Origin of the sequence: Flavobacterium subsaxonicum WB 4.1-42 = DSM 21790 (assembly GCF_000422725.1) — a bacterium.
GTDB lineage: Bacteria > Bacteroidota > Bacteroidia > Flavobacteriales > Flavobacteriaceae > Flavobacterium > Flavobacterium subsaxonicum.
Window position 1 is genome coordinate 128,026 of the sequence record NZ_KE383911.1, and the last position, 26,996, is coordinate 155,021.

The 26,996-nt window shown below is 41.5% G+C and carries 26 protein-coding genes; 12 read left to right on the plus strand and 14 right to left on the minus strand.

All coding sequences use genetic code 11. The features are described from left to right. The first annotated feature begins 5 nt into the window (after nt 1-5). Together G509_RS0118980 and G509_RS0118985 are read left to right on the plus strand one after the other, a co-directional pair. The gene (locus tag G509_RS0118980; protein WP_161627188.1) at nt 6-2,660 is read left to right on the plus strand and encodes a carboxypeptidase-like regulatory domain-containing protein; all 2,655 of its coding nucleotides are present in this window, start codon (nt 6-8) and stop codon (nt 2,658-2,660) included. A 128-nt stretch (nt 2,661-2,788) separates the two neighbouring features. Then, on the plus strand, nt 2,789-2,971 hold the full coding sequence (locus G509_RS0118985; RefSeq protein WP_026992985.1) for a CsbD family protein: 183 nt from the start codon (nt 2,789-2,791) through the stop codon (nt 2,969-2,971). 115 nt (nt 2,972-3,086) lie between these two features. Here G509_RS0118985 and G509_RS0118990 read toward each other — a convergent pair whose 3' ends face one another. Next, nucleotides 3,087-3,518, minus strand: a complete 432-nt coding sequence (locus G509_RS0118990) for a DoxX family protein (protein ID WP_051200380.1) — start codon at nt 3,516-3,518, stop codon at nt 3,087-3,089. Between the two features lie 210 nt (nt 3,519-3,728). On the opposite strand from G509_RS0118990, the gene G509_RS0118995 reads away from it, so the two are divergent. Next, complete coding sequence (locus G509_RS0118995; RefSeq protein ID WP_026992987.1) at nt 3,729-4,160, plus strand: DoxX family protein; 432 nt, start codon at nt 3,729-3,731, stop codon at nt 4,158-4,160. Nucleotides 4,161-4,384: 224 nt separating this feature from the next. Here the strand turns inward: G509_RS0118995 and G509_RS0119000 are convergent, their stop codons facing one another. From G509_RS0119000 to G509_RS0119035, 7 genes are all read right to left on the minus strand, one after another. Beyond that, on the minus strand, nt 4,385-5,140 hold the full coding sequence (locus tag G509_RS0119000; RefSeq protein WP_026992988.1) for a LytR/AlgR family response regulator transcription factor: 756 nt from the start codon (nt 5,138-5,140) through the stop codon (nt 4,385-4,387). Nucleotides 5,141-5,286: 146 nt separating this feature from the next. Further along, on the minus strand, nt 5,287-5,607 hold the full coding sequence (locus G509_RS0119005; RefSeq protein ID WP_026992989.1) for a 2TM domain-containing protein: 321 nt from the start codon (nt 5,605-5,607) through the stop codon (nt 5,287-5,289). A 39-nt stretch (nt 5,608-5,646) separates the two neighbouring features. After that, nucleotides 5,647-5,955 carry a 2TM domain-containing protein gene (locus G509_RS0119010; protein WP_026992990.1) on the minus strand — a complete coding sequence of 103 codons (309 nt, stop codon included), beginning with the start codon at nt 5,953-5,955 and terminating at the stop codon, nt 5,647-5,649. 29 nt (nt 5,956-5,984) lie between these two features. Then, nucleotides 5,985-6,281, minus strand: coding sequence for a 2TM domain-containing protein (locus G509_RS0119015; RefSeq protein WP_026992991.1), 297 nt, complete (start codon nt 6,279-6,281; stop codon nt 5,985-5,987). Nucleotides 6,282-6,366: 85 nt separating this feature from the next. Further along, nucleotides 6,367-6,654, minus strand: coding sequence for a 2TM domain-containing protein (locus tag G509_RS0119020; RefSeq protein WP_026992992.1), 288 nt, complete (start codon nt 6,652-6,654; stop codon nt 6,367-6,369). A gap of 178 nt (nt 6,655-6,832) precedes the next feature. Beyond that, the gene (locus G509_RS0119030; RefSeq protein ID WP_026992993.1) at nt 6,833-8,185 is read right to left on the minus strand and encodes a 2TM domain-containing protein; all 1,353 of its coding nucleotides are present in this window, start codon (nt 8,183-8,185) and stop codon (nt 6,833-6,835) included. A gap of 51 nt (nt 8,186-8,236) precedes the next feature. After that, complete coding sequence (locus tag G509_RS0119035) at nt 8,237-8,860, minus strand: tetratricopeptide repeat protein (protein WP_026992994.1); 624 nt, start codon at nt 8,858-8,860, stop codon at nt 8,237-8,239. Between the two features lie 271 nt (nt 8,861-9,131). Here G509_RS0119035 and G509_RS0119040 point away from each other — a divergent pair, with 271 nt between their 5' ends. Genes G509_RS0119040 through G509_RS0119050 form a run of 3 tightly spaced genes read left to right on the plus strand, consistent with a single transcriptional unit; the run spans nt 9,132 to nt 11,101 of the window. Further along, complete coding sequence (locus G509_RS0119040) at nt 9,132-10,007, plus strand: T9SS type A sorting domain-containing protein (protein WP_026992995.1); 876 nt, start codon at nt 9,132-9,134, stop codon at nt 10,005-10,007. Nucleotides 10,008-10,035: 28 nt separating this feature from the next. Then, a complete protein-coding gene (locus G509_RS22555) occupies nt 10,036-10,593 on the plus strand; it encodes an STM3941 family protein (RefSeq protein ID WP_051200381.1) in 558 nt (185 codons plus the stop codon). Continuing rightward, on the plus strand, nt 10,574-11,101 hold the full coding sequence (locus tag G509_RS0119050) for an STM3941 family protein (RefSeq protein ID WP_026992996.1): 528 nt from the start codon (nt 10,574-10,576) through the stop codon (nt 11,099-11,101). The genes G509_RS22555 and G509_RS0119050 overlap by 20 nt, the downstream gene beginning before the upstream one ends. 31 nt (nt 11,102-11,132) lie before the next feature. Here G509_RS0119050 and G509_RS0119055 read toward each other — a convergent pair whose 3' ends face one another. From G509_RS0119055 to def, 4 genes are all read right to left on the minus strand, one after another. Continuing rightward, nucleotides 11,133-12,257, minus strand: coding sequence for a hypothetical protein (locus G509_RS0119055; protein WP_026992997.1), 1,125 nt, complete (start codon nt 12,255-12,257; stop codon nt 11,133-11,135). Continuing rightward, nucleotides 12,258-13,031, minus strand: coding sequence for a nucleoside triphosphate pyrophosphohydrolase (mazG, locus tag G509_RS0119060; protein ID WP_026992998.1), 774 nt, complete (start codon nt 13,029-13,031; stop codon nt 12,258-12,260). A 761-nt stretch (nt 13,032-13,792) separates the two neighbouring features. After that, nucleotides 13,793-14,248, minus strand: a complete 456-nt coding sequence (locus tag G509_RS0119070) for a DUF5606 family protein (protein ID WP_026993000.1) — start codon at nt 14,246-14,248, stop codon at nt 13,793-13,795. A gap of 57 nt (nt 14,249-14,305) precedes the next feature. After that, entirely contained in the window at nt 14,306-14,893 is a 588-nt protein-coding gene (def, locus tag G509_RS0119075) for a peptide deformylase (RefSeq protein WP_026993001.1), read from the minus strand. A 413-nt stretch (nt 14,894-15,306) separates the two neighbouring features. Here def and G509_RS0119080 point away from each other — a divergent pair, with 413 nt between their 5' ends. Next, nucleotides 15,307-17,529, plus strand: coding sequence for an FUSC family protein (locus G509_RS0119080; RefSeq protein ID WP_026993002.1), 2,223 nt, complete (start codon nt 15,307-15,309; stop codon nt 17,527-17,529). 139 nt (nt 17,530-17,668) lie between these two features. Here the strand turns inward: G509_RS0119080 and G509_RS0119085 are convergent, their stop codons facing one another. Together G509_RS0119085 and G509_RS0119090 are read right to left on the minus strand one after the other, a co-directional pair. Beyond that, nucleotides 17,669-18,271 carry a polysaccharide deacetylase family protein gene (locus tag G509_RS0119085; protein ID WP_026993003.1) on the minus strand — a complete coding sequence of 201 codons (603 nt, stop codon included), beginning with the start codon at nt 18,269-18,271 and terminating at the stop codon, nt 17,669-17,671. A 60-nt stretch (nt 18,272-18,331) separates the two neighbouring features. Further along, nucleotides 18,332-19,594 carry an erythromycin esterase family protein gene (locus G509_RS0119090; RefSeq protein WP_026993004.1) on the minus strand — a complete coding sequence of 421 codons (1,263 nt, stop codon included), beginning with the start codon at nt 19,592-19,594 and terminating at the stop codon, nt 18,332-18,334. A gap of 99 nt (nt 19,595-19,693) precedes the next feature. Between G509_RS0119090 and G509_RS0119095 the strand changes: the two genes are divergently transcribed. The 5 genes from G509_RS0119095 (at nt 19,694) to G509_RS0119115 (ending at nt 26,992) form a co-directional block, all read left to right on the plus strand. After that, the gene (locus G509_RS0119095) at nt 19,694-21,097 is read left to right on the plus strand and encodes a DNA recombination protein RmuC (RefSeq protein ID WP_026993005.1); all 1,404 of its coding nucleotides are present in this window, start codon (nt 19,694-19,696) and stop codon (nt 21,095-21,097) included. A gap of 16 nt (nt 21,098-21,113) precedes the next feature. Further along, nucleotides 21,114-21,662 carry an acyl-CoA thioesterase gene (locus G509_RS0119100; protein WP_035739349.1) on the plus strand — a complete coding sequence of 183 codons (549 nt, stop codon included), beginning with the start codon at nt 21,114-21,116 and terminating at the stop codon, nt 21,660-21,662. Nucleotides 21,663-21,701: 39 nt separating this feature from the next. After that, nucleotides 21,702-22,838, plus strand: a complete 1,137-nt coding sequence (locus tag G509_RS0119105; RefSeq protein WP_026993007.1) for a hypothetical protein — start codon at nt 21,702-21,704, stop codon at nt 22,836-22,838. Nucleotides 22,839-22,934: 96 nt separating this feature from the next. Next, nucleotides 22,935-24,845, plus strand: a complete 1,911-nt coding sequence (locus tag G509_RS0119110) for a transglutaminase-like domain-containing protein (RefSeq protein ID WP_026993008.1) — start codon at nt 22,935-22,937, stop codon at nt 24,843-24,845. Further along, nucleotides 24,845-26,992, plus strand: a complete 2,148-nt coding sequence (locus G509_RS0119115) for a DUF3857 domain-containing protein (RefSeq protein ID WP_026993009.1) — start codon at nt 24,845-24,847, stop codon at nt 26,990-26,992. The genes G509_RS0119110 and G509_RS0119115 overlap by 1 nt, the downstream gene beginning before the upstream one ends. Nucleotides 26,993-26,996: the final 4 nt, after the last annotated feature.

Here is a 26,996-nt window from a genome sequence, read left to right on the forward strand (position 1 = left end):
GCTTCTTGAAACGCCTTTTACTTTTATTGTGCCTTATAAACTGTGTTGCTGTGTTTTGCCAAAACAGGGTGGTTACCGGTACCGTTAACGACTCTATAGGCCCACTGGAGAGTGTTAGCGTAATGGCGCAGCCCACACAAAAAGAGGCTGCCTTAAAATTTGCCATTACCGATGATAAGGGCAGGTACAGGCTGGTGCTCGAAGCTACTTTAGAATACACTATAACAGTATCTTACATTGGCTTTAACGATGAAAGTTTTACCATTAAACCGCACGACAATGTTAAAGAACATCACTTTAAGCTGCTTAATAATAACGAAACGCTTAAAGAAATTGTTATTGATTATGAGGTAACCCCCATTACTGTAAAAAAAGACACCCTTATTTTTAACGTAGAAAGCTTTACCAACGGTGCAGAGCGCAAGCTTAAAGACCAGCTTAAAAAATTGCCGGGTGTAGAGGTAGACAGAGAGGGCAATGTAATGCTGCAGGGCAAAAAGGTAACTACTTTTATGGTAGAGGGTAAAGACTTTTTTGGCGGCGGCACAAAACTGGGTGTAGAAAACATACCGGCCGATGCGGTAGACAAGGTAGAGTTTCTGGATCATTTTTCTGAAGTTGGGTTTATGAAAGAAGTATCGGGCAGTAACCAGCTGGCTGTTAACATAAAGTTACGAAAAGACAAGAAAGAATTTGTGTTTGGCGATGTTCAGGCGGCATCGGGTCCCGATGATTTTTATAAGCTCCATACCGGCCTGTTTTACTACAAACCCAACCTTAATATAAGCTTTATTGGCGACCTGAACAACACTGGCAGCAGTATGCTCGATTTTTCTGATATTGCTCGTTTTGAAGGCGGTAGCAGTTTTTTATTGGATAAAAAAGCCAGCACCGAGCTTTTTAACTACGCCGGCAGCAACAAAGATGTTGTTGACAATAAGACCCGTTTTGCAGCTGCAAATTTTTTGTTCCAGGCTACAAAAAAGTTAGAGGTATCTGGGTATGCGCTTAACTCCGGTACCGACAATAACACTAAAAATGAAACCTTTACCGAATATTTAGAAAACAGCACTACTACTTACGAGAACAGGTTGTCAACGGGTAGCAACAACCTTGCTTTTACGCTGCTTAAATTAAAGCTTAAGTACAACCCAAACGCTAAAGAACAGTACACCTATACGGCCAATGCTAAGTTTAATACCCTTAATGCCAACAATTTATTAGTTTCTCAAACTAACATTAATACTACTAATTTTACTACTGCTGCCAATCAGGATAACTTTTCGTTCAGGCAGTTTTTAGAGTGGCACAAGTCGCATTCGGCTAAAGCCAATACCTCTTTTGTGCTTAGCCATTCGTTTGATAACAGGCAGATAGACAACACCTGGATGACTGACGAGCTGTTCCTGTCGGGGCTTATTCCGCTACAGCAGGACGATTTTTACAACCTGCAACAGTATAAAAATGTAAAGAACAACACCCTTAACGCACTTTTAAAATACTACCTGATAGCCAATAATTTTAACCACCTTTACTTTTCGGCCGGTAATATTTTAGACCTATACAACTATAATACGAGAGATTGGCAGGAGATGCAGAACGGCAACATTAACGATTTTTCTTCGGCCGGCTTTGGCAATAATTTGAATTATACTTTTAACGATGCCTTTGCGGGAGTCGAATATAAATTCTTAATCGGTAAATGGACCAACAGGCCAAGCGTGTTTCTGCACGTTTACAGTATGAATACCAGCAATTTATCGGTAGACAATAACTTTGCGCGGGTGCTGGCAGAGCCTTCCTGGTACAGCGAATATGCGTTTAGCAATGCCGAATCGTTAACGTATGATTATAAGCTGGATAACGAATTTCCGGGATATAACAGGCTGGCCGACATGTATACACTACAAAATTATAAAGCCATATACAAGGGTAACGCGATGCTGAGAAACGAACGCTACCACCGCCACAACCTTAACTATAAAAAGAATAACATTTTTTATGGCCTTATGCTCAACACATTCATTAGTTATTACAAGAAAAACAATGCCATTATAGACGAGGTTGTTTTACAGGACATTAACCAGTACACTACTCCTGTTCAGCGTAGTAACCCCGAAACTAATTTAAATTTTGTGGGTACTATTACCAAAGATGTTTACAAGTTTAATATAGGCATTAATACAAACCTATCCAGTTACAAGTATGCACAAACCATTAACGCACAACGCAATAATGTTACCTTAAATTCGCAGGATGTTGGTATAGCCCTAAAAACCAGAAACGTAAAGTGGCCTTACATTACTTTAAGGTACAACAAGAACTTTACTACTTTTAAAAGCGTATTAGATTCTAAGGTAGTTTCGGATGTTTTTTCAGCTGACTATGAAGTAATTATAAAGAAGGATTTTGCGTTTAAAGTATATTACAATTATCAACGCAATAAAGACAGCAATAACCTGCCAACCGATTTTAGTACGCTGAATGCCAGCCTGGAATACCGTCCGCAAAACAGCCCGTGGCTGTTTGAAATTAACGCCACCAATATTTTAGATACCCGCCGCAGGAATACCAACACAGTATCCGACTTTTATATAACCAGTCAGAGCACCTACATTTTACCTCGGATTGTAATGTTGTCGTTATCGTATAAGCTTTAAGTAGTTAGCTTACAACCAAGCATTTTATTAAGTATTATTTAGGATAGATTTACAATTTTGTTACCACTTATGCGTTATAGTTAGTAGTATCTTTATAAAACGAAATACAAACTATAAACGATACTATCATGCCAAATTCAACTGAAATACAAGGAAACTGGGACGAATTTAAAGGAAAACTTAAACAAAAATATGCCGAACTTACAGACGACGATCTGAAATATGAGGAAGGCAAAGACGATGAAATGTGGGGACGTCTTGAACAGAAAATTGGCAAAGCGAAAAAAGAAATTCTTTCTTTATTCCAATAAGCCGGATTTTCCTTCAGGAAAAATACCACATATTCCGAAACTGTTCTGTAAACATACTTTGTTTGCCGAACAGTTTTTTTTTGCGATAATTTTAGTCGTTAATTATTCTACCATACTAACTTACACGTTCTTTCTTCCCAAAAGTGGCCTTCCATGCACCTGTACTCCATAGTGGCCAAATAATAAGTATAGGATGCATAAATAAGCGTATAAGCCTTAAATTGTCGGTATTCAGTCCGAATGCGTCTACATGGTTAGCATATTGTGCATAGTTTCCGGGGAATATAGCAATAAAAAAAACCGTTACTACCCAGCCAACCCACACCTTATACCTGCCCAAAGCAACTAATGCAAAGCCAAGGGTAAGTTCTACAATGCCCGATAGCACAACTACAGTGTCAACACTTAAAGGAACCCAACTGGGTACCTGGGCGGCAAAATCGTTACGTACAAACGTAAGGTGCCCTATGCCGGTAAATAAAAGTAAGACGCCAAGTAATATCCTAAAGATATCTTGTGCCTTTGTGGTAGGTATAGATTTTTGCATAATGGTTAAATTTATAATCTAAAGGTAAGAAAATATTTAAATTAGAAACACATTAATTTAATAATCAACACATTATACAACATAAATTTTAAATGCTACAATAGTAAACTTTACTTTTAAAACTGACATTGATTACACCAATCATAAAGTTGCTTTAAAATGTGTGCTTTTAAAATTGGATGCTCCTAACTTTATATAAAAAGTTACATTATGGAGACTACCACACCGTACACAAAAACACAAAATATTTCGAGGATAGCCTTAGGCGCAATGTTGGTAACGGCAGGTATTGGCCACCTTAGTTTTTCCCGTAAGGAATTTCAGGCGCAGGTGCCCAACTGGGTACCGATGGATAAAGATACTGTTGTATTACTATCGGGCGTTGCCGAGATACTGTTGGGTGCCTCTATTGCCGGCCTAAAAAATGAGCGGGTTACAACAGGTATTGTGGCAGCAAGCTTTTTTGCAGCAGTTTTTCCGGGCAATGTGGCGCAGTATAAAAACCATCGCGACGGCTTTGGCCTTGATACCGATAATAAACGACTGGCGCGATTGCTCTTTCAGCCGGTATTAATTGGGTGGGCACTTTTTGGCAGCGGTGCTTTGAATACTAAGAGGAAGGAAGTTAGCACAGTGAAGTAAATAGAATTGATCTATTGTCCTCACCCCCAACCCCTCTCCGAAGGAGAGGGGAGCCGAAAACGGGTACAGTTCGGCTGTATGACTATTATCAAATATTATGCATTGAAATAACCGAGTGAAGCTGCCCCCCTCTCTTTCGGAGAGGGGTTGGGGGAGAGGATGAACACAAGCAACTTATTTAACCGTATCAAACTGCCTACTGTGACTGAACACTGTAAACTTCCTCAACCCAGCCACTCCCTAAAATCGTTTACGCGTTCGCGGCTCACAATAACCTCATCTTCTTTATAGGTGGGCGGTATAACCTTTAGGCGGGAGTTGGTGTACACCACAATATCTTTAATGGCATTGATGGACACGATGAATTTTCGGCTTACGCGGAAAAACTGCTTCGGGTCCAGTTCGGCTTCCAACTGTTCCAGGGTGCATTCCAGCAGGTAATCACGATTATCGGTAGTGTGAATGTAGGTGCCTTTATTTTCGCTGTAAAAGCACTCGGCATCCTCAACGTTTATCATCTTAAGGTGCTGCCCCATTTTAATGGTAAAGCGTTTCTTATAGCATTTTTCGGAGGGGTTAGACAGCATTTGCTTAATCTGATCGAAATCCAGCGACAGCGGCTGCGCTTTGGGCTGGCGTTCGCGGAATTTATTTACCGCCGCCTCCAGGTCGTCTTCATCGATAGGCTTTAGCAGGTAATCGATGCTATTAAGCTTAAAGGCGCGCAGGGCGTACTCATCATAAGCAGTTGTAAAAATTACGGCACTGCTGATAGGCATCGCATCAAAAATTTCGAACGAAAGCCCGTCTGACAGCTGTATATCTAAAAAAATCAGATCGGGGTGCGGGTTATTAGCAAACCATTGCAGCGACTCCTCTACCGAGTGCAGCATAGTGCCGGCCGTTATATCCAGCTTTTGCAGTTTGCGTTGCAGCAGGCGTGCCGCAGGCTTTTCGTCTTCTATAATTATAACGTTCATTGGTTTGGTTTGTGGTTATGGGTTGTCGGTTGTTGGTTGTTGGTTGTTGGTTGTTGGTTGATGGTCATCGGATCTTGTCTATTATCTGACGTCTATCATCTATAATCTGAATTCTCAATTCTAAAATCTGAAATCTCAAATCCAGATTATTCCCACTTATTCTTCTTGCCGGTATCTTTATCCATGTACTCCCTAATTTTGCGTTCTTCCCAGTCGGCGCCCAAAAAAACATCAGTACCAAATACCCCAAAAGCATGCAGCAGTAAGCCTATGCCCCAAAAAAAGGCGGTAGAAAAAGTGTTCCATTCTAAAAAATGCTCGCCGGGTTCCATATCTACCCAATGCATAACTATAAGCACTATGTTTACAATAACATAGGCGGCAAAGTGCTTATAAAACCCTTTAATAGCCTGTATTTTTTTACGGGCCTTTTCTATTCTCCTTTCGTCTTCAAATGAATTTTCCATCGTAATCTTAATTTGTTATGAGCCTGTACCGGCCCTATACTATTTGTTGTTTTCTTTATCCAGTAATTGTTTCAGCTTGCGTTCTTCCCAGTTTTTAGAAAGCAGCAGCCTGTAGCCAAAAATACCCAATCCGTGGCCAGCAACACCCAGGGCACCAAGGCCCGCGGTTACAGTAAAGGTAGTTTGCCAAAATGTTTGGTGCACCACTACCGCGCCCGAAATCATTAAAATAAGCAGCACAATATTAATAGAAATGTAGGCACCCAGATGCGTATAAAAGCTTTTAATGCGCTCAATTTTTTTAGAGGCCAAGGTATTTTTTTCGGTTTCGGTTAAAAAATGTTCCATGATACTATTGGTTTTACCGCCCGTGCAGGCTACTCTGTTTTATAATTGGTATTGTCTTTATCCATCAGCTCTTTAAGCTTGCGTTCTTCCCAGTCGCGCCCCAAAAACGGAATGTAGCCAAACGCCCCCATGCCATGAAAAATAAGGCCGGTGCCCCACCCTACGGTCGAGAACCAAAACCAATGAAAATGGGGTGACCAGGTAAGGTTAACGTAAATTAAGGTCGGAATTACAATGCAGTAGCACAACAGGTTGTAGTAAAAACCTTTTATTTCGCGCACTTTGCATTTTGCTTTTTTATAAGCTATTCTATCGTACTCTTCCATAATGCTTTGTTTTAAATGTAACTAACTGAATACTGATACTGATCACTGCAACCATGCCTATGGCAGGCAGGCAGATCACTGAACACTAAAACTTTCTCTTTTCTTTCTCCACAAGTTCCTGGATCTTTCTTTCCTCCCACCCGGCGCCTAAAAAAGGCGTAAGGTTAAACACGCTCATGCCGTGTAGCGCAATAGCCACACCCCAGCCCAAGGCCGGCCATAAAAACCATAAATAGTATGGGTAGGTAAGCATATTAATGGCAAACAGCGTAAAAATAACCACCACATAGCTGGTAAGGTTAATGTAAAAACGCTTAATATCCCTAACCCTTTTTTTTACGTTTTTGTAAACTTCGATATCTATATCTTCCATGATCTTATTTTTTTATTTGATTTTGAGGAAAGGCAACTGGCAATAGGAATGGGCGATAGGCAATTGGTAATAGACAATGGGCAATGGGCAATGGGCAATGGGCAACTGGCAATGGGCAATTTGCAATAGGCAACCAACAACTGGCAACTGGCAACCATCAACCATCAACTCGCTCCTTCTATCTCCACTTATTATTACGTTCTTTATCCAGCATTTCTTTAATCTTGCGTTCTTCCCACCCCGAGCCTAAAAACGGAATAAAGTTAAACACACTCATGGCATGTATGGCAACACCCACACCCCAGCCCAAAGCGGCATATAAAAACCACCAGTGCCCCGGCGACGTGTACAGGTTTAGCATGGCTAATGCCGAAATGATGATGATGTACGAAAAGAGGTTGCCGTAAAAGCCCTTAATCTCTTCTACCTTTTTCTGCGCTTTATAGTAGCTGCTTTCCTTATCGGTGGTTGTGGTATATATAGGTTCCATAATAGTAACTTGTTTGGTTAATACCGGTAGCTTTACCGTAAAATGTTTCTCTGTCTGCTCAATGGCAACCTTTCGGCTGCTAATAATGGCATAGCGACTAATAATATTCTGTAGCCCTACACCCTTGCGGTCCTGCAGTACGGCCTTTTTTTGGAAATCGTTCTGCACCACCAAGTAGCCATTCTCTTCGTAAATACGTATATATAATGGCTTTTCCTGACTTACAATGTTGTGCTTAACCGTGTTTTCTAAGAGCAATTGTAACGATAGTGGCACCACCCGTGCATCTGGGCTGGACACCTTTACCGGCAGTTCGTAAAACACACTGTTTTCAAAGCGCATTTTAAGCAGGTTCATGTAGGTCTTTGCAAAAGCAAGCTCCTCTTCAATACTTACCAGCTCCTTATCTTTTTGCTCCAGCACATAGCGGTACACTTTAGAGAGCGATGTGGTAAATTTTTGGGCGGCATCGGGGTTCTCTTCTATAAGCGAACTGAGTACATTAAGGCTGTTGAACAGAAAGTGCGGATCGATCTGATTCTTCAAAGTCTCGAATTTTGCCGATGCCGTACCTGCAATTATTTTTTGTTGCTTTACCCTGTTTTCCTGGTATTTTTTATAATAATGGAACAGGTGCAGCGAAAAGGTAATTACAATGGTAATGATCATGGCAACATAGTAGTTGCTAATTTGCTCATCTATAAAAAACTGCACCAGCGTTTTGCCCTGTATTACAATATCTTCGAAAATGCGAAGCAAAAACACAATAACTGCCGATACTACAAACGAACTTATAAACCCGGCCATTAAACGCCTGGCCGACATTTGCACACCATGAAAAATTTTATCCATTACAATAAACACACTCATGTTGCCCAGGTGCAGCATAACAGTATATAACATTACAAACAAAAACTGCCTGAAAATATCTATATTCCACCCCAGTGGGCGGCCACCGGCCAACGCTATAAGGTAGAGCACAATAAATATTATAACGCCCAGGGTTAGTGCCCGTAAAAGTTCTTTAGTCAGTAGTTTCATATAGTGTGTATTCTCTTTGCCTATCGCTTATTGCCAATTGCTTATTGCCTATTATTTTCCGCACTCTTTAAGTGCCTGTTCTGCCCTATCCTTACCCCATTTAGGACTAAAAGGTGTTTCGGGTTCAAAGGTAGCAAAAAGACCAATTGCACGTTCTACCTCTTTGCACATAGGTGCCGTATCGCTGCCAAAATAACGTGACGCGCCAATTTCAAACTCGGCTTTGCTAAACACAACCCTCGGGTTGTTAGGCGCTAAGGCAATGGCTTTCTCGTAAATTTCGTTCACCGTGCCTGATAGTTTCATGCCGTTGGTCATAGGGTCGTAAACAATCCACGCGGTGTGTATCATGGCCTGCATAACCAGCAGTTCGGCATTATTGGGCGAAATTGCCACCGCGTTGTCCTGCGCGGCCTGCGCCTTTATAAGCAGGGCGCTTATTTTTTCTTTATCCTTGGTCTGGAAAGCCTCTGTAGTATTTACAAGCGCCACGTAGTACGATGGCAGCCAGTTGTTTTTCTCGGCAGCGGCTATCCTTTCAAAAAGTGCCGAAGCCTCGCTGCTTTTATTTTCTTCCCAAAGCGAAAATGCTTTTTTCATTCCGGTTTCGTATTGCGATTGAGCACTAACGGTGCTGCAAACAAAAACAATAATCATGGTAATTAATCGTATCATAACTTTAAGGTTTAATTGGTTGTTGTTATTTGATAGAGCAAAGATGCCCACTTTTTACATCCAAAAAAAAAGCACATTACCCAATTGTAGAATTAAGGGGATGAGTTGTAAATCTTTTTCTTTTTTAGTTTCAGAAAACAATTTAATTTACTTTAGAAAGAAGTACAATTAGCAAACAACACTATCAACTCCTTAACAATTTTCTTAAAAAGTAGGGTAAATAACATTTTAAGTGTTATGTTTAGATTAAAATTCTTAAAACCTATTTACTATGAAAAGAAAATTACTCTTAAGCTTGTTATTTTTAGCTACAGCCGGTGCGGTATCTGCACAGGATTACATTCCGTTTTTAGATAATACGGCGTGGAATATAAACGTAGCCAACTTTGGCGGTGCTTACAATTACGCCATCGAGCAGGACGGTACCGTAATGCAGGGCGTTAACACCTATGCCAAATTTGTAAATGCCGGGCAAACCGACGGCCCCGAATTTTTAGTAAGGGAAGATGTTGCCGCACGCAAAGTGTACCGCTATAAAGACGGACAGGACGAACTGCTTTACGATTTTAACTTACAGGTAGGCGAAACCACTACCCTGCCCGACGGTAAATTATACAATGTTTTGTACCGAGATTCTGTACCCGTAATGACGGGACGTAAAAGGGTACGCATTTACCTTTTACATTATGAAGGCAATATAGCCATGAACAGCGAAAACTGGATTGAAAGCGTTGGCAGTACAGAGCACCCGCTAATACCAAGCTACGAGCTAATGAGCGACCCAGCAATTACCGTAAGGTGCAGCTATACCAATGGGGAGAACGTTTATAACACCGGCCTTTTAAACAACGGCACCCCAATAGATTGCCCACAGGTTACTGCTGCCGTTAAAGAGCTAACTACATTTAGCACAAGCTTAGCGCCTAACCCTTTCAGCAGTAGTGCAACCATTACAACAGCTGTGGCTTTAAATAATGCATCGCTTAGTATTATTAACTCTTTAGGTCAGCAGGTAAAGCAACTCAATAATCTTAACGGAACAGAAATTACCCTTAACCGCAACAACCTTACCGCCGGGCTATACTTTATAAGGCTGGAACAAAATGGCAAGGTTATTTACAGCAATAAGGTTCTTATAGCTGATTAATTATATATTTGCCTTTTAAACTAATTTTGTGGATACAGTTACAATCAAATCGAGTAAGGGCAAAATTGCATTGATCGGATTAGGAGCCGGAGTATTTGTATTTGCTTGTGTCTGGATGATTTTGCATGCCGATGAACAAACCCGCCGAAATCCGCTCTTCTTAAAGATAATAGGCGTAATAGGCATTCTTTTTTTTGGAATTGGGCTTATTTACTCTGTTATAAAATTGTTTGATAACAAGTCGGCACTTATTATTGATGACAAAGGTATTACTGATAATTCCAGTGGTGTGGCTGTAGGCTTTATTGCCTGGCAGGATATAACCCATATTAGTATCACACAAGTGCGATCAACTCGTTTTTTCCTAATCTACACTGTAAATCCTGAAAAATACTTGAATGATAGTAACCCGTTTAAAAGTTATATGAGAAAATTAGGAATTAAAATGTACGGCACACCATTAAGCATATCATCAAGTACTCTTAAATATGGTTTTGATGGACTTGAAAAACTCCTACAATCACGCTTAGAGCAATATAAATTAGAAATCAATAAACAAGAAAAGTGTGGATGTAGTAATAATTAAGCCCAATAAATTCGATGTAATCAGCTTGTTTATAGTAGCGTTACTATTTGTAGCAGGAAGTGTTTGGCTACTGTTTATTGCCAACGAACAATCTCCTTTAAATGCCATTTCTATGAAAATATTAACTATGGTTGTATTTTTGCTGTTTGGTGCTGCACTAATTTATTCTGCAAAAAAACTGCGCAATAATAAACCCGCGATTATTATTAATGATAAGGGCATTCTTAATAATTATAGTACTATTAGTGGTGGCTTTGTAGCGTGGAAGGAAATTACCGACATAAAGATGATACAGGTGCGAGGTGCCTGCTTTATAATGATCTACACCGTAAATCCTGAAAAGTACATGAAGGATAAAAATCTATTTAAAAAAAAGATGATTTTGCTTAACCTCAAAAAGTTTGGCACAACATTAATTATCACAGGTAGCAATATTAAATATAATTTTGATGAACTTGAAAAACTCTTACAATCGCGTTTAAACCAATATAAATTAGAAAATCAATAAATAAGAAACCGGCCTTACAGCCGGTTTCTTATTATTTATAATCAAAAGTAACAGGTATTTTGGTTGTTACAATTTGGGGTTCGCGGACAATCTTTTTTTCGTAGCGCGGGGTAATGGTGGTGTCCATATACTTTTCGTCTTTATACTTTATGTGCTCTATAATAGCCGAAACCTTTACGTTTACATCCAGCGGCTGTATGTAATTATCGTTAGCCAGTACCATGTAGAATTTGCCCTGTAGCAGGGTAGCATCGGTAAAGCGCTTGTAGGCTGCTATACCCTTGCCATCGTCATACGCTTTATAGGCTTTGTCTTTAAAAAACAAGGTGCTGTTAAACTCGTTAACCAGGGCATATTGTACATCTTCGCCGTTAACCGGAAGCGCCAGGCTGGTTAGCGCACCCGCTGCTACGCCACCAAGGGGCGACGTAAAATAGGTGGCCACACCCTTAACCCCCTCAACAATTAATTTGCGGTTTTGTTTCCAGAACTCGTTGCTCTCTTCGCCCACGCCTACCCAGTACGCCCAGGCAACTACCTTTTTAGTCTCATCTTTAGAGGTGCTGTTTACGGGAAGCGTAAAAGCTACAGCCGCCTTAGTATCGCCTAACGATGTTTTGGCATTAACGCGCTGGCTTTTATCTAAAACCAGTTCTTCATACTTTTTTTCAGATGCTATTACGCGCCGTGTTTTTTGTACACGCAGCGTATCGTAGCCGGCAACCACATCTTTTGTCAATGCGTTATACACCGTATCCTGAACCGTAGCCCATTTTACCGCCGTATTAAAATTTTTGGTGTCGGCATTTTTGGCAACCCGTTGCAGCATTACTTTGCAACTGCGCTTGCCTTTGGCTTTATTGGTGAATTTAAACACAAAAACCGACTTATCTGTCACCGTAAATTCGTTCTTCTCTTCTTTTTTAATCTCCTGCCCCCTGTATTTAACTACGTCAGGGTATTGCATAACGGTAATCTCAGAAACAGGAGCACCGTTAGGGGTAATGTTAAAAATAACGCGGTCTCCGGCAGCAAAGCCATACATAAGCTCTTCGGTAGCGCCGGGTTCCAGTTTAATCTCTAAGTCGGCAACGGTAGCTTTTTGTGCGAAACAAAACCCGCTAAACAGCAGGCAGATAAGTAAAATTCTGTTCATTTATAATTTTTTGGCTTCGTTCCAAAATACATCCATTTCGGCAAGGGTCATATCGGCAAGAGGTTTGCCCAGTTCCGATGCTTTACTTTCCAAGTACATAAAACGTTTAATAAACTTCTTATTGGTGCGCTCCAGGGCATCCTCGGGGTTAATATCCAAAAAGCGGGCGTAGTTGATAAGCGAGAAAAGCACATCGCCAAATTCGGCTTCGGTCTTGTCTTTATCGCCGGCCTCTACCTCATCATGAAACTCCTGCAACTCTTCCTGCACCTTATCCCAAACCTGGTTGGCCTCTTCCCAGTCAAAACCTACACCACGGGCCTTATCCTGAATACGGCTGGCTTTAACCAGCGCAGGAAGGCTTTTAGGCACACCTTCCAGCACCGACGTCTTGCCTTCTTTAAGCTTCAGTTTTTCCCAGTTTTGCTTAACCTGCTCTTCGTTCTCCACCACCACATCGCCATAAATATGCGGGTGCCTGTGGATCAGCTTGTCGCAGATGCTGTTGGCTACATCGGCAATATCAAAATCGCCGGTCTCGCTACCAATCTTGGCATAAAAAACAAGGTGCAGCAGCAGGTCGCCCAACTCCTTTTTAATTTCGGGCAGGTCGTTGTCCAGTATGGCATCGCCAAGCTCGTACGTTTCCTCTATGGTAAGGTGGCGAAGGCTTTGCAGCGTTTGCTTTTTATCCCACGGGCATTTTTCGCGAAGGTCGTCCATTATATCCAAAAGCCTGTTAAAGGCATCAAGCTGCTGCTGGCGTGTGTTCATGGTGTATAAATTTTGCGTAAAAGTAAAGAATCCGATATATTGAAATAATAGAATAATAAACTTTATTTTTATTTGTGCCTAAATCATATGTTTAAACCAAATTTAAAGTAGGTTAGCAGGCCAATTTATAAACAAGGTATATTTTCAGCAGGAATTTAAAGCATACACAAATAGAGGACACTCTAAAATCTACGCATTGTAAATGCCATTGATAAAACTCCTAACAAATTATGATAATCTTTTTAAACGCATATGTTACTGTATTGGGATTTGTATTACTCTTAGCAAGTGTACTATCAATCATAATTACCTTACTTTTAAAAGCTGTATTTAAAGACAGGCTACAACTATACTGGTATGTAATAATATCTATATTACTTATTGTTATACTGTTCCTGATAATCTTAATTTATTCAAACTTCAACTTTAAGTGATACAACAAAAAATTCTTTTCGCATAATTTGCTTTGATTATATTTGACTCTTAACAAATTATAAAATGATTTTTTTAACGGGAGATGTTGTTGCTGTGTTAGGATTCGGGTTGATGGTAGCAAGTGCAATATCTGTAATTATAACTTGGGGTTTAAAATTGATATATAAAGACAGGTTAAAAATCTATCAGTATTTTTTAATATCAGTAGTTCTAATTGTAGTAATGCTTTTAATTTTTATAAACAATCCTGGATTTTTCCTTTCATAAAACAAAAAATCCTGCCCTTTAAAAGCAAAAGGCAGGATAATTTTATAATGTATAGTGTACTATTCTTCGGCTTTAACCTCTTCTGTTTCAGCAGGGGCTTCGGCAGTAACAGCAGCAGGAGCCGCAGCTTCTTCTTTAGTTACAAGGCCTTTTGGCTGTAGCATGTTGTACCAGTTAAGTATCTTTTTAATATCAGATGCATATACCCTGTCTTCGTCAAACTCAGGCAATACCTCTCTAAAGTAAGCATCAAGGGTAGCATTATCTTCTTTATGAGACAGAGCCGGGCCGTTACCTTCTTTAGTGGCAATAGCCCTGAATACCTCAGCAAGGCGAACCTCGCCATTGTAAGTGTACACAGATATTTCAGATAATAAGCTTACGTTGCTTCTTAAACCTACTGTTATTTTTTTTCCGTCTGTTAGCGATTCGGCTACAAAACCAGTTCTTGTTTGCAGCTTTAATTCATATAATCCCGGTTTTCCGGAAATAGCTAATATTTTATCAATACTCATTATGTTCGTTTTTTAATAGGTTGGCAAATATCTAATCTTTGACTTTAAAAACAAAAATTATCTGCCTTTTTTGGCAACAAATTTCATTTTATAATCCGGCCTGGTTTTGCCTTCCATTATGTTCTGTAGCTTTTTTTGTATTAAACGCTTTTTAAGCGATGATATTTTATCGGTAAACAAAATACCCTCAATATGGTCGTACTCATGCTGTATTACCCTGGCAATAAGGCCATCGTAAACATCGGTATGCTTATTAAAGTCTTCGTCAAAATACTCAATGGTAATTTTTTCGTGGCGATATACGTCTTCACGCACTTCGGGTATGCTAAGGCAGCCCTCGTTAAAGCACCATTCTTCGCCCTCTTCTTTTACAATAGTAGCGTTAATAAAGGTTTTTTTAAAGCCTGCAAGTTGCTCCTGCTCTTCTTTGCTAAGGTCGTCGTCTTCGCTAAAAGGGCGGGTATCTATTACAAAAAGCCTTATGGCAAGGCCCACCTGCGGCGCTGCAAGGCCCACTCCGTAAGCATTATACATAGTCTCGTACATATCGGCTATAATTTGCTTTAGGGCAGGGTATTCCTGCGGTATCTCTACTCCTTTTTTTCTTAAAACCGCGTCGCCGTATCCTACTATAGGTAATATCATAATCGTTTTGCTTTTAAATTCAGCATATTGGCTCTACAATGCCCTTATTCTGTGTGGCAAAAATAGTAAATTAAAATGATTAACCATAACAGCCCTGCAAACGCATTTATACATTATTAAAGTTTTGCCACCAATTACACAAATTTTCACAAACACTTAAAAACCAAATTATTGAGTAGAAAATAAAATAAATTAATACATTATTTTTAAGATTTTTACAAACCAGTAAAAAGTTTTGACACAAATTCTCACAAATTGCAAACACGTTGACATATCTCAATTAGAAATTTGTCTAATTCGTGTAATTCGTGGCTACTTCATCTCTTGCTTAAATGCTAAAATTATGTGAGAATTTCCACCGCATCTCTATAATCGCAACCGCATTTACTACCTTTGCCATATACCCCCTTTTGATGATACAACAAATAAGGCAATTTACCGATAATGTAAATTTTACCCGCGCCGTAATAGTTACGGTTGCTGCGGTATTGCCTGTGCTTGTACTATCTAAATTGGGCTATTTTGAAACCGGCTTTACCGTAGCCATAGGTGCTTTTTTAACCTATCCGGCTGATATTCCAAGCAATATAGTGCACCGCGCCCGCGGCCTGCTTGCTGCCACTGTGGTGGTGATGGGCTCTACCGTGGCCGTTAATTTGCTGCACCCGCTGCCGTGGCTGTTTTACCCGCTTATAACGGTGCTGGTATTTTTTCTATCTATGATATCGGTCTACGGGCAGCGCGCCACCATGATTGCCTTCTCCGGACTGTTAGCTATTGCACTGGGAACCGGGCACATACATGTGGGGATGGAAATTGTAGAATATGCCGGACTTATTCTTGGCGGATCGCTTTTTTATGTGGTGCTGTCACTTACGTTTAACTTTTTGAGTCCGCACCGATACACCGAACTTACTGTGGCCGAATGTCTTAAGCTTACCGCCAAGTACATGAAACTGCGCGGCGACCTTTGGAACGCCGATGCCGACAGGGCCTCTATTGTAGAAAAGCAGTTGCACCTGCAGGTGGAAATAAATACCATTCACGAAAATTTACGCGAGGTTTTGTTTAGGAACCGAACCGTTGCCGGAAACTCGAACCGCAGCCGAAAAATGCTGTTGTTGTTTATATCGCTCATGGAAATATTGGAGCTGGCATTATCTACATCGTTCGACCACAGCCAGTTACACCAAAAGTTTGGGAGCCATAGTAAAGTACTGAGCACCTATCAAAACCTCGCCTACAACCTGGCTTCTACCCTAAAACGGGTGGGAAAAAGTATAGAGAACGGCAAAAAATACATTGCCAAACACGACCTGATTGCCGACCTGGCCGCCCTTGAAAAAGCCATTACTGACTACGAGCAACTGCTTGGGCCAGAGGCCGCTGCCGAAGGCGTGTACATGCTTAAAAACATGATGCACTACGCCGAAAAGCAGATAGAAAAGATAAAGATTATAGAACGTGCATTTACCCAAAACATTACCTTTAAAGAGCTAAGCAAGACCAGGGATAAGGACTTAGACAAATTTTTAACTCCTGAAAACTACCCGCTTAGGGCGCTGCGCGATAACCTAAGTTTTTCGAGCACCATCTTTAGGCATTCGCTGCGATTGGCTATTACCATAGCATTGGGGTTTGTGGTTGGGGCACTCTTCCCGCTGCAAAACGTGTACTGGATACTGCTTACCATAGTGGTTATTATGCGGCCGGGCTACGGGCTTACCAAACAACGCTCGTACCAGCGTATTATTGGCACTGTTACCGGGGCTATTATAGCTTTTGCGTTCTTACACTTTGTGCACGAGCCGGTTATCATCGGTACGCTAACCATAGTATGCATGTTGTTGGGCTTTACGTTTACGGCTATCAATTATCGTATAGGTGCCACGTTTGTAACCATTTACGTGGTGTTTTTGTACGCCCTGCTTACGCCCGATATAAGCCACGTTATACAGTACCGTATTATAGATACCGCTGTGGGTGCTGTGCTGGCCTTTGTAGGCAACTACCTGTTCTGGCCCTCTTGGGAGTTTATGAACCTGCCCGTGTTTATCAAAAAATCGATAGAAGCCAACCGCGACTACCTGGCACAAATATCACAATATTATAACGAAAAAGGCAGTGTTACAGTGGGTTACAGGCTGGCGCGCAAAAATGCTTTTATAGAGCTGGGCAACCTTATGAGCAGCTACCAGCGTATGGCTCAGGAGCCTAAGTCCAAGCAAAAGCAGCAGCAGCAGGTGTATAAGCTTGCGGTATTGAACCACACCCTGTTATCGTCGCTGGCATCGTTGGGCACATATACGCAATCGCATAAAACCTACCAGGCATCGGAAGCTTTTAACGTGGTGGTAACCACCGTTATACGCAATTTAGACCACGCCATTACGCTACTAAATTTAGGAGTACAGGCTCAGGAAGCCCTGCAGGCCCAAAATGAAGAGCTTGCCATGCGTTTTACCGAACTTAAAAACATACGTGCCAAAGAGTTACGCGAAATTCACCTTACCGACGATCAGGAATTTAAGCTAAAAATGGAGGAAGCCCACCTGGTTATAGAGCAACTGGTATGGCTAAACAGCATATCAGAAAAAATTGTAAAAGCCACCAAACAACTGGAGCTAAGCAAGTAATTTTATCCTTAATATTTCACAATCGGACTTCGAGATTCGCTATTAAACGCTCCTTTTTCAAATTTGAAATTTACTTTTCAGATTTGCGATTTGAAATTTGTCATTTAGATTTTGTTTTTGTCTTTTGGAATTTAAAATCTTAATTCCTTATTATCCCAAAATCGGTAGATTGCTTAAAATCGGACAAGTTAATAATTGTTCCCCTTTTAAGAACCAGCATAACATCCTTATATTCATTTTGAGGTATGTTGCCCTCTTTATATTCGCGCTTAATCAGTTTTTTAAGCACATCATCATAATCTTTGTTGCGCGATATGTAGTAAGGCGCAAAAATACCGGCCTGGTTATCGTATTTTGTAATACGCTCGGTGGTTAGGTAGCCGTACTTTTCTATCAGGGCAATTAAATTCTCAAGGTTCTTTTTATAAACGGGCACCACAAATTCCAGCCATGTGGTGGGCGTATAGTCTTTAGCATAGCCAAGGTACGCCGGGATATCCATATCCGGATACGGGCTCAGGGCTACAACATCGCGGTAGTACGATGCAAAGCCAACATCGGCCTGTGCCCTTTGCTGCGCGTTAAGCCTAACATACTTCATGGTACAATAATCAAGATAGTTCATCAGCTTAAGCTGCGCCGCTACGGTTACACTGTTTTCGGCAAGCAATGCCTCTTTGGCACTCTGGCCGTGGCTTAACGTTGTTAGCAACAGCACTGCCATCAAATAAAAATGTTTCATAACACCATACTTTTAAGCCGCTAAAGTAATTACTTTTATAAAACCTGCCTACTCAGCCAATTACTTTAAATAGGTGGGCAATGTAATTTGCCTTACAAATACCAGTCCGTCATACGCTTTGGCAATATCCTGTTTGTTGCCCTTAAAAATAGGGTTGTACCCGGTGGCACCTGTGGTAATGTTCTTCCTGTTGCTGTTGATGAATTTATCCATAACCGCATCCTTAGCCGCCAATTTAAAGTCGATAAAAAAGGCATCGGCTTTAGCCTGGCTCAATACAAAGGCGTAATTGTCTTTAAAAGGTGCCTCCAAGGTAAATATAGCGGGCGCCGACATATTACCGTTTAAATACCTGCTGTACAGCATACCCTTGCCAAAATCGAAACCCATGCTATAGTAGGCACTGCCGTAGGTTGCTTTTAAAATATGGCCCAGGCGTTGCGCACCCCCGGCATTTTCTATATGCTCGTTATGCGCCCATATAAACCCTTTGGCAGCGGTGCCCTCGTGCTGCAACGCCCAAATAGCATTGCTCGCCATAGCTGCATCGCGCTCCTTGGGTGTGCCGCCATCCACGTGCTTTAAAAATTGCTGTAAAACATCAAAGGCATGCAGGGTAGCGTCCAGTTCTTTTTGCTGGGCAGCATCGGCGGGTTTAAAGTTGTTTTTGAGCAAAAGCGCCGCATCAGCCAGCTGCTTTGCATAACCTTTAGCCTTCGGGTTGCCTTTGCCCCTTTGTCCGTGCAAAACGGCACTGCTGTCTATCACGGCAGTAAAATTCTGGTCTACCGGCACATTGTACTTCGCAACAAAATTTTTGATGATCACATTAATGTTTCGCCCAAACTGGTTGTCTATACCATAAAATGTAATGCGGTCGGTTTTGGGCCGGTTAGCATTAAAGGCGCGCATCCACTCTACCAGTGCCACCATTTCTTCAGTCATCCAAATCGAAAACCCCATTTGGCTTACCGCTTCCTTAGCTGTACCGCCACCACCGGCTATGTAGGCGTTTATGTTATAGTCCGGCCCAAAACCATCTTCTATCATAAAAACTCTAACGCCGTTGTTCTCTGCCAGGTACTTAAAAAACCGCGCCTTTATATCAAAAAATTCTTTGGTATGGTGGGTAGCCTCGCCAAAGCCAAACAATTTTACATCGTTAAAAATAGCAGGGGTATTTTGTTTCAGGTTGCTGAGTGGGGCATCCTGGCCGGCACCTTCAATCGCAATGGCATTGGCATCTATCCAGTTAACCACGGCGGCATCCTGAGAATAGCCAAACGCACAGGCAAGCAACAGTAGTAAATAAAGGTTTTTCATATAGTTGGGAGGTCTTGTTTATAGGTGTAAACTTACAGAGAACGCAAGATAATAATTATTATTTTTCCGTACTTTTACCTTTTCCAAATTATAGCCCAAATGCCCGAAACCCTTACCTTATTACTCGCGTTTTTAATTGCCCTTGCCCTTGGTGTTTTTATTGGCAAAGCCCTGTTTACAGCTAAGGCTGCTGCCGATGCCAAAGTGCACGAAGAGCGCCACAGCAACCTGCTGCTTACCATAGAACAGTTAAAAATACAGGCCGCCAACGAGAGGCAGGCCATAGAAAAACAACTTATACCGCTGCAAAACGAGCGTAACGAGCTTCGCGTTGCTAAAGATGCCCTTAGCATACAGCTTACTAAAAAGGAAACCGACTTTGATAACCTTTTTGAGCGCATGAAAGAGCAGCGCCAGGAAACGGACGAGCTTCGCGATAAATTCACTAAAGAATTTGAGAATCTGGCCAACAAGATCCTGGAGGAAAAATCGGTTAAGTTTACCGAGCAAAACCGCGAGAACCTTAAAATTATACTGTCGCCGCTTCAGGAAAAGATCCATCTTTTTGAAAAGAAGGTAGAAGATACCCATAAAGAAAGCATTGACTATCATGCTGCATTGCGCCAGCAAATACTGGGCTTGCGCGAAATGAACGAAACCATGAGCCGCGAAACCCTTAACCTTACCCGTGCCCTTAAAGGCGATACCAAAATGCAGGGTAACTGGGGCGAGCTGGTGCTGGAGCGCGTACTGGAAAAATCGGGGCTGGAAAAAGGCCGCGAATATTACGTTCAGCAAAGTCACGCGTTAGAAGATGGCGGCCGCGTACTGCCCGATGTGGTTATTAACCTGCCCGATGGCAAGAAAATGATAGTGGATAGTAAGGTGTCTTTAATAGCGTACGAACGCTATATTAATGCCGACGACGACCCTATGAAACTGGTATACCTTAAAGACCACGTTAACTCAATACGCAAGCACGTAGACCAGCTGGGCGATAAAAACTACCACGACCTTTACAAAATAGAAAGCCCTGATTTTGTGCTACTATTCATACCTATGGAGCCTGCCTTTGCACTGGCCCTTAACGAAGATGCTACGCTGTACAGCAAGGCTTTTGAGCGCAATATTGTTATTGTTACCCCTACTACCCTATTGGCCACCCTGCGCACTATAGACAGCATGTGGACCAACCAGAAGCAGCAGGAAAACGCCTATGAAATTGCCCGACAGGCCGGTGCGCTTTACGATAAATTTGAGGGCTTTATTGCCGACCTTACCAAAGTGGGCACAAAAATGCGCGATGCGCAAAGCGAGTACCAAAATGCTATGGGCAAGCTGTTTGATGGCCGTGGCAACATCATTACATCCATAGAAAAATTAAAGAAAATGGGTGCCAAAGCCAAAAAATCGTTACCCGAAAATATTATTACCCGTGCCCTGCAACAAGAGGAAGAAGGCCTTTTTGATAACGATGCGCCTACCCAGATACCTAATTTATAATACCTAATTAATTGTTATGCGCCATCATACCCATAGAAAAGTAAGTGCCTCTAAAGTAACCATATCAGAGCTTATGCTGCCATCGCACGCTAATTTTAGCGGCAAAATTCACGGGGGGTATATCCTTATGCTTATGGACCAGATTGCCTTTGCTTCGGCATCCAAATACAGTGGCAGCTACTGCGTTACGGCCAGTGTAGACCGCGTAGATTTTTTGAACCCTATAGAGGTGGGAGAACTTATGACCATGAAAGCATCGGTTAACTACGTGGGCAACAGCTCTATGGTGGTGGGCATCCGTGTAACGTCAGAAAATATCCAGACCGGTAAGGTTAAGCACTGCAACTCATCGTACTTTACCATGGTGGCAAAGGATAACGAGGGTAAAAACGTAACGGTTCCGCCCCTACTGCTTTGCAGTTTAGAAGATGTACGCCGCTTTTTCAATACCGTTAAACGCATCAGCCTCAAGAAAGAACGTGATTTGCACGAAGAAACGTTTGACCATACCACCCCCGAGGCGTTAGCCGCCTTAAAAGATTACAGGGTAAAATACGAATTGTAAGCGTTTTTTATATATTTGCCTTTTTTCCAACAAATTGACATGAAAAAACACTACCCGTTAACGCTACTGCTTGTCCTGTTTTTTTCGGTGTTTTTATCATGCGGATCGGATGACGGTACCGATTATACCGATCCTAACCCCACGCCTGTAGATACCCTGCCTACCGATACCGTTACGCCTGCGCCGCAATCGCCGGTAGTAATGGACCTTACCACGGTGCCTTATGCGAAGTTATCAGATTATAATTTTTTTGAGGGCGACCTTAAAAACCTGTCGCCGGTATATGGCGTGCTTCCGTACGACCTTAACAGCTCGCTCTTTACAGATTATGCCAGGAAAAAACGTTTTGTATGGATACCCGCCGGCAAAAAAGCTACGTATACTACAGATGGAACCGTGTTGGATTTCCCTACAGGTACTGCCCTTATAAAAACGTTTTACTACAATACGGTGGTGCCCGATAATAGTACTATTATAATAGAAACCAGGGTTATGATTCGTAAAGAATCGGGCTGGATGTTTGCCACCTATGTTTGGAACGAAGCGCAAACCGAAGCCGTACTAAACACTACCGGCTTTACACAACGCATTAAGTTTGACGAAAACGGCACCATTAAAACCACCGATTATGTTGTGCCGCTTACCACACAATGCATACAATGCCACGAGGTTAGCGAAACGGCAACGGCTGTTGGGCCTAAGCCCCAAAACCTTAATAAACTTTACAATTATGCCGATGGCACTAAAAACCAGCTGGCCAAATGGATAGAGTTTGGTTACCTTAACACCGCTCCATCAACCATTATATCTACAGTAGACTGGACTGATGCCTCGCAACCGCTGGAACTGCGTGTGCGATCGTACGTAGATATCAACTGCGCCCATTGCCATACCGATAATACCGATTGCGGCTATACCCCCATGAATTTTGCCTTTAACAAAAGCGGCTTAACGCCCGATAATATGGGCATTTGCAGGACACCGGTAGACTTTGTAACCGGCAACCAGCAGTACATTGTAACCGGCCAGGATGCAGAAGGGTCGCTGATGCATTTCAGGATGAATACGTCCATACAATCGGAAATGATGCCGCCCCTTGGCAGAAAATTAGTGCACCAGGAAGCGGTAGCCCTTATAGAGCAGTGGATAAACAGTTTAGCTGCCACCTGCCCGTAAGCTTTATTTTAAGAAGCATTGCATTTTAATGCAGGAAAATGTTAAAGAAATGATAAAATTTTTTATATATTTCGGCCATAATCCATCCCCCTCAAAATGAAACGCTTTTTTACCCTTTTGCTAACCATTGCCGCTACTACAGCATGGTCTCAAAAAAACATAGACCCAACCCCCGAAGACATTGCCATGGCCAAAGAAATTAGGGCTAAGCACAGCAAGGATGATGTGGCACTACTGTTTAGTAACGAGACTGTAAGCTTTGGCAAAACCGATAATAACGTAACGGTAAGCCATAACGTAAAAGAAAAACTGATTAATATTAACCACCGTGCTGATATCCAGAAGTACGAATTTTACGATAGCGAGTCGCAAATAGAAGATTTTAGCATAAAATACCGCAACGATAAAAACGCTAATTTTTTAGTTAAAGACGAATTTTACAACAGCAACGACCTTTTTTATGCCGATTACCGCGTAAAATACATGAATGTTGATTTTCCGGTGCAGGGCTATACCTATAATTACGAGCTTACTAAAAAGTATAAAGATGTAAAGTATTTTACAACCATGTACTTTCAGGATAATTATCCTAACCTTAAAAAACAAATTACCATAACGGTGCCCGATTGGCTGGAGCTGGAAATTAAAGAGTTTAATTTTAATGGCTACGATATTAAAAAATCCAAACAGCCCGATGCCGCCCATAAAACGGTAACCTACACCTACACGCTGGATAATGCCGATGCTATGGTAAAGGAGGAGTCTACCCCGGGGCCGTCGTACCTGTACCCACACCTGCTTATAATTGCCAAGTCGTTTACTAAAGACGGTAAAAAAACCACGCTTTTTAACGCCACCGCCGATTTGTATAAGTGGTACAAATCGTTAGTAGACGGTATCGAAGAAAAGCCTGTTGCACTAAAAGACAAGGTTAAAGAGCTTACCGCCAACGCAAAAACTGACGAAGAAAAGATAAAAAGCATCTATTACTGGGTTCAGGATAATATTAGGTACATAGCTTTTGAAGACGGCCTTGCAGGCTTTAAGCCGGAGGCATCTCAAAATGTATTTACAAAACGCTACGGCGATTGCAAGGGCATGGCCAACCTTATGCGCCAAATGCTTAAAGAAGCCGGTTTTGATGCCCGCCTTACCTGGATTGGCACCCGCCACATTGCTTACGATTATACTACGCCATCGCTTAGCGTAGATAACCACATGATATGCACGCTGTTTAAAGACGGCAAAAAGTACTTTTTAGATGGTACAGAAAAATACAATTCGTTTGGCGAATATGCCGAAAGGATACAGGGCAAAGAGGTAATGATAGAAGATGGTGATAAGTTTATTATAGAAAAAGTGCCAATGGCTTTGCCTGCCGCCAATAAAGAAACGTATGCCAACAGCTTTAAGATAGATAACGAGATGCTTGTGGGCAAAATAAGCGGCACCATTAAAGGCGAAAGCCGTGCCTCATTTTTATACGGCTACAACAACATTAAAAACGACAAGAAAGAAAACGCCCTGCAGTACTACCTTTCCGGCGGCGATAAAAACCTTGCCGTTACCAACATTGTAACGTCAGACCTTACCAACCGCGATAAAACGCTAACAGTAGAATATAACGCAGCGGTTAAAAATAAGGTATCGTCTTTTGATAACGAAATGTACGTAGACCTAAACTACCTTGAAGAGTTTAGCAGCCTGGATTTTAAAGAGCGTAAAACCGATTATGAGTTTAGTTACAAAAAAGATTATGAGTCGGTTACTACGTTAGAAATTCCTGCCGGATATACCGTAACCAGGCTACCCGATGCCTATACTATTGCTAACGATGCGTACAGCATGGATGTATCTTACGAGCAAAAAGGCAACAGCATTTTTTACAAAAAACACTTTACCGTTAAAACGGGCACCATTAAAAAAGCCGATTTTACTACCTGGAACCAATCTATTACCAGCCTTAAAAGCCTTTATAACGACCAAATTACACTAACCAAACAATAATGAGAACGAGATTGCTTATTATGCTGCTGTTTTTATACAGCGGCTTTGCATTTGCGCAAAAAAAAGACAAAGTACAAGAATTATTCTGGGGCCCTACAGATGCCTATAAATCGGTTACGGCCATTCCGGATAAATGGAAGGGTGAGTCGGCAGTAGTAATCTACAAGAACGAAGATTATATTTTTGAGAAAACCGGCATGACGGTTACCTACACCTCATCGGTACGCCGCAGGGTAAAGCTACTGGACCAGGCTGCTGTTAAAGAGTTTTCAGAATTTTCTTTTAAAGACCAGGTAGAGCGCAGGGATAACTTCTGGATAAGAAAAGGCACCAAATCTATAGGCATTAAAGTAATAAAACCCAATGGGTCTGAAACAATAATCGATGTTAAAGAAGAAGCCGTTAAGGTAGAAGAAGGTAAAAAAATCGCTATCCCCAACCTGGAAATTGGCGATATTATAGATTACTACTTTTACGCTATAGAGCCTTTTAAAACGGCCAGCGAATACGGCTGGGACCCTATTGAGCTAACCCTGGGCGACGAATATCCTATCATGAATTTTAGGGTAAGCTTTAAATCAGAAAACGACTTTTTTGTAAACTTCCAGACCTATAACGGTGCACCGGAACTTAAAAAAGTGCCCGGTAAAGATAACGAAGGCAGGTACGAGCTGGTTGCTACAGATATTGAAAAGAACGATTTTCCGCGTTGGTTTTTACCTCTGGCAGAAATGCCCTGCTACAAATTCCAGGTATATTTTGCCCGTAACGGCGCTTTCGAAAAAAACGCATTGGCCTTTTTACCTAAAGAAGAAAGCATTATTAAACAAACGGTTTCTAAAGAAGAAGTAAAAGACTATTACAAAAAGAAATTATGGCCTTACGGCGATATGGCCGATATTGAGAGGTTTCTTAAAAAGAACACCTTTAAAAACGACGAAGAAAAGGTAATTGCCGTATACTACTTTATGCGCCACCAGTACCTTACCCGTTATATTGAGGCGTTTACTACCTACAAGGCCAATATTATAGATCCGTTTAGCCTGTACGGGGCCTACCCTATTTTAATGGACTCTGAAACTGAATTCATTAAACACTTTATGGCTTTTTGCAAAGACAACAAAATTAGCTATGACATTATTGTTGCCACACCGCGCGAAAATGGCCCGATAGCCGACCTGTTACTACAGGCCAACACCCAGCTATTAATAAAAGTTAATACTGATAACCCTGTGTACCTAAGCCTGTTTGGCGGCTTTACCACTGCTAACCAGCTTGCTTATGCTATAGAAGGTACCAACGCCTACGAGCTTAATGTTACCAAGCACGAGGTATCTGGCGTTAAAGAAATTAAACTGCCTGCCACTACCCATAAAGACAACCGCAGTAAAGAGGTGCTTAACGTTACGCTTAGCGACGATCTTGCCACGGTTAACATTGCAAGGGAATCATCTCTTTACGGCCATAATAAAGAGCAGGAACAGGCCGAGAAGCTGTACTTTTTTAATTATGTAGACGAAGATTATGCTAAGTACCAAACCAAGTCTGTGGCAGATCTTATGAGTAAAAAGAAAAAAGAGCAGTTTGTGCGCGAGTTCGATGCTCTTAAAAACAAGCTTTCAGACAGGCAGAAGGAAGAACAAAAAGAGTCGCTGCAAGGCGAGTTTGGCTTTGATGTTGCCGACCAGAAGCTGGAAATTGTACAAACCGGCCGCTATGCCGCAGATGAGCCTTTTGTTTACAAAGAAGAGTTTGCCGTAAAAAACAACCTTATTAAAAAAACAGGCCAAAACTATGTTATAGAAATTGGCAAGCTTATTAGCCAGCAAACCAACTTTGAAGATAAAGACAGAAACCGTACAAAAGGTGTGTACATGCAGTATCCGCGCTCGTATAGCGAGAATATAACCTTTACCATCCCGGCAGGCTATACTGTTTCGGGCCTTGATAAGCTAAATAAGAATGTAGAAAACGCTACCGGTGGGTTTATAAGCACTGCAAAAATAGAGGGCGATAAACTTATAATCAATACCAATAAGTATTATGCCAATTATTATGAGCCTGCCACCAACTGGAAAAACATGCTGGCATTTTTAGATACTGCCTACCAGTTTACACAGGAAAAAATACTTTTAAAGAAGAACTAAGATA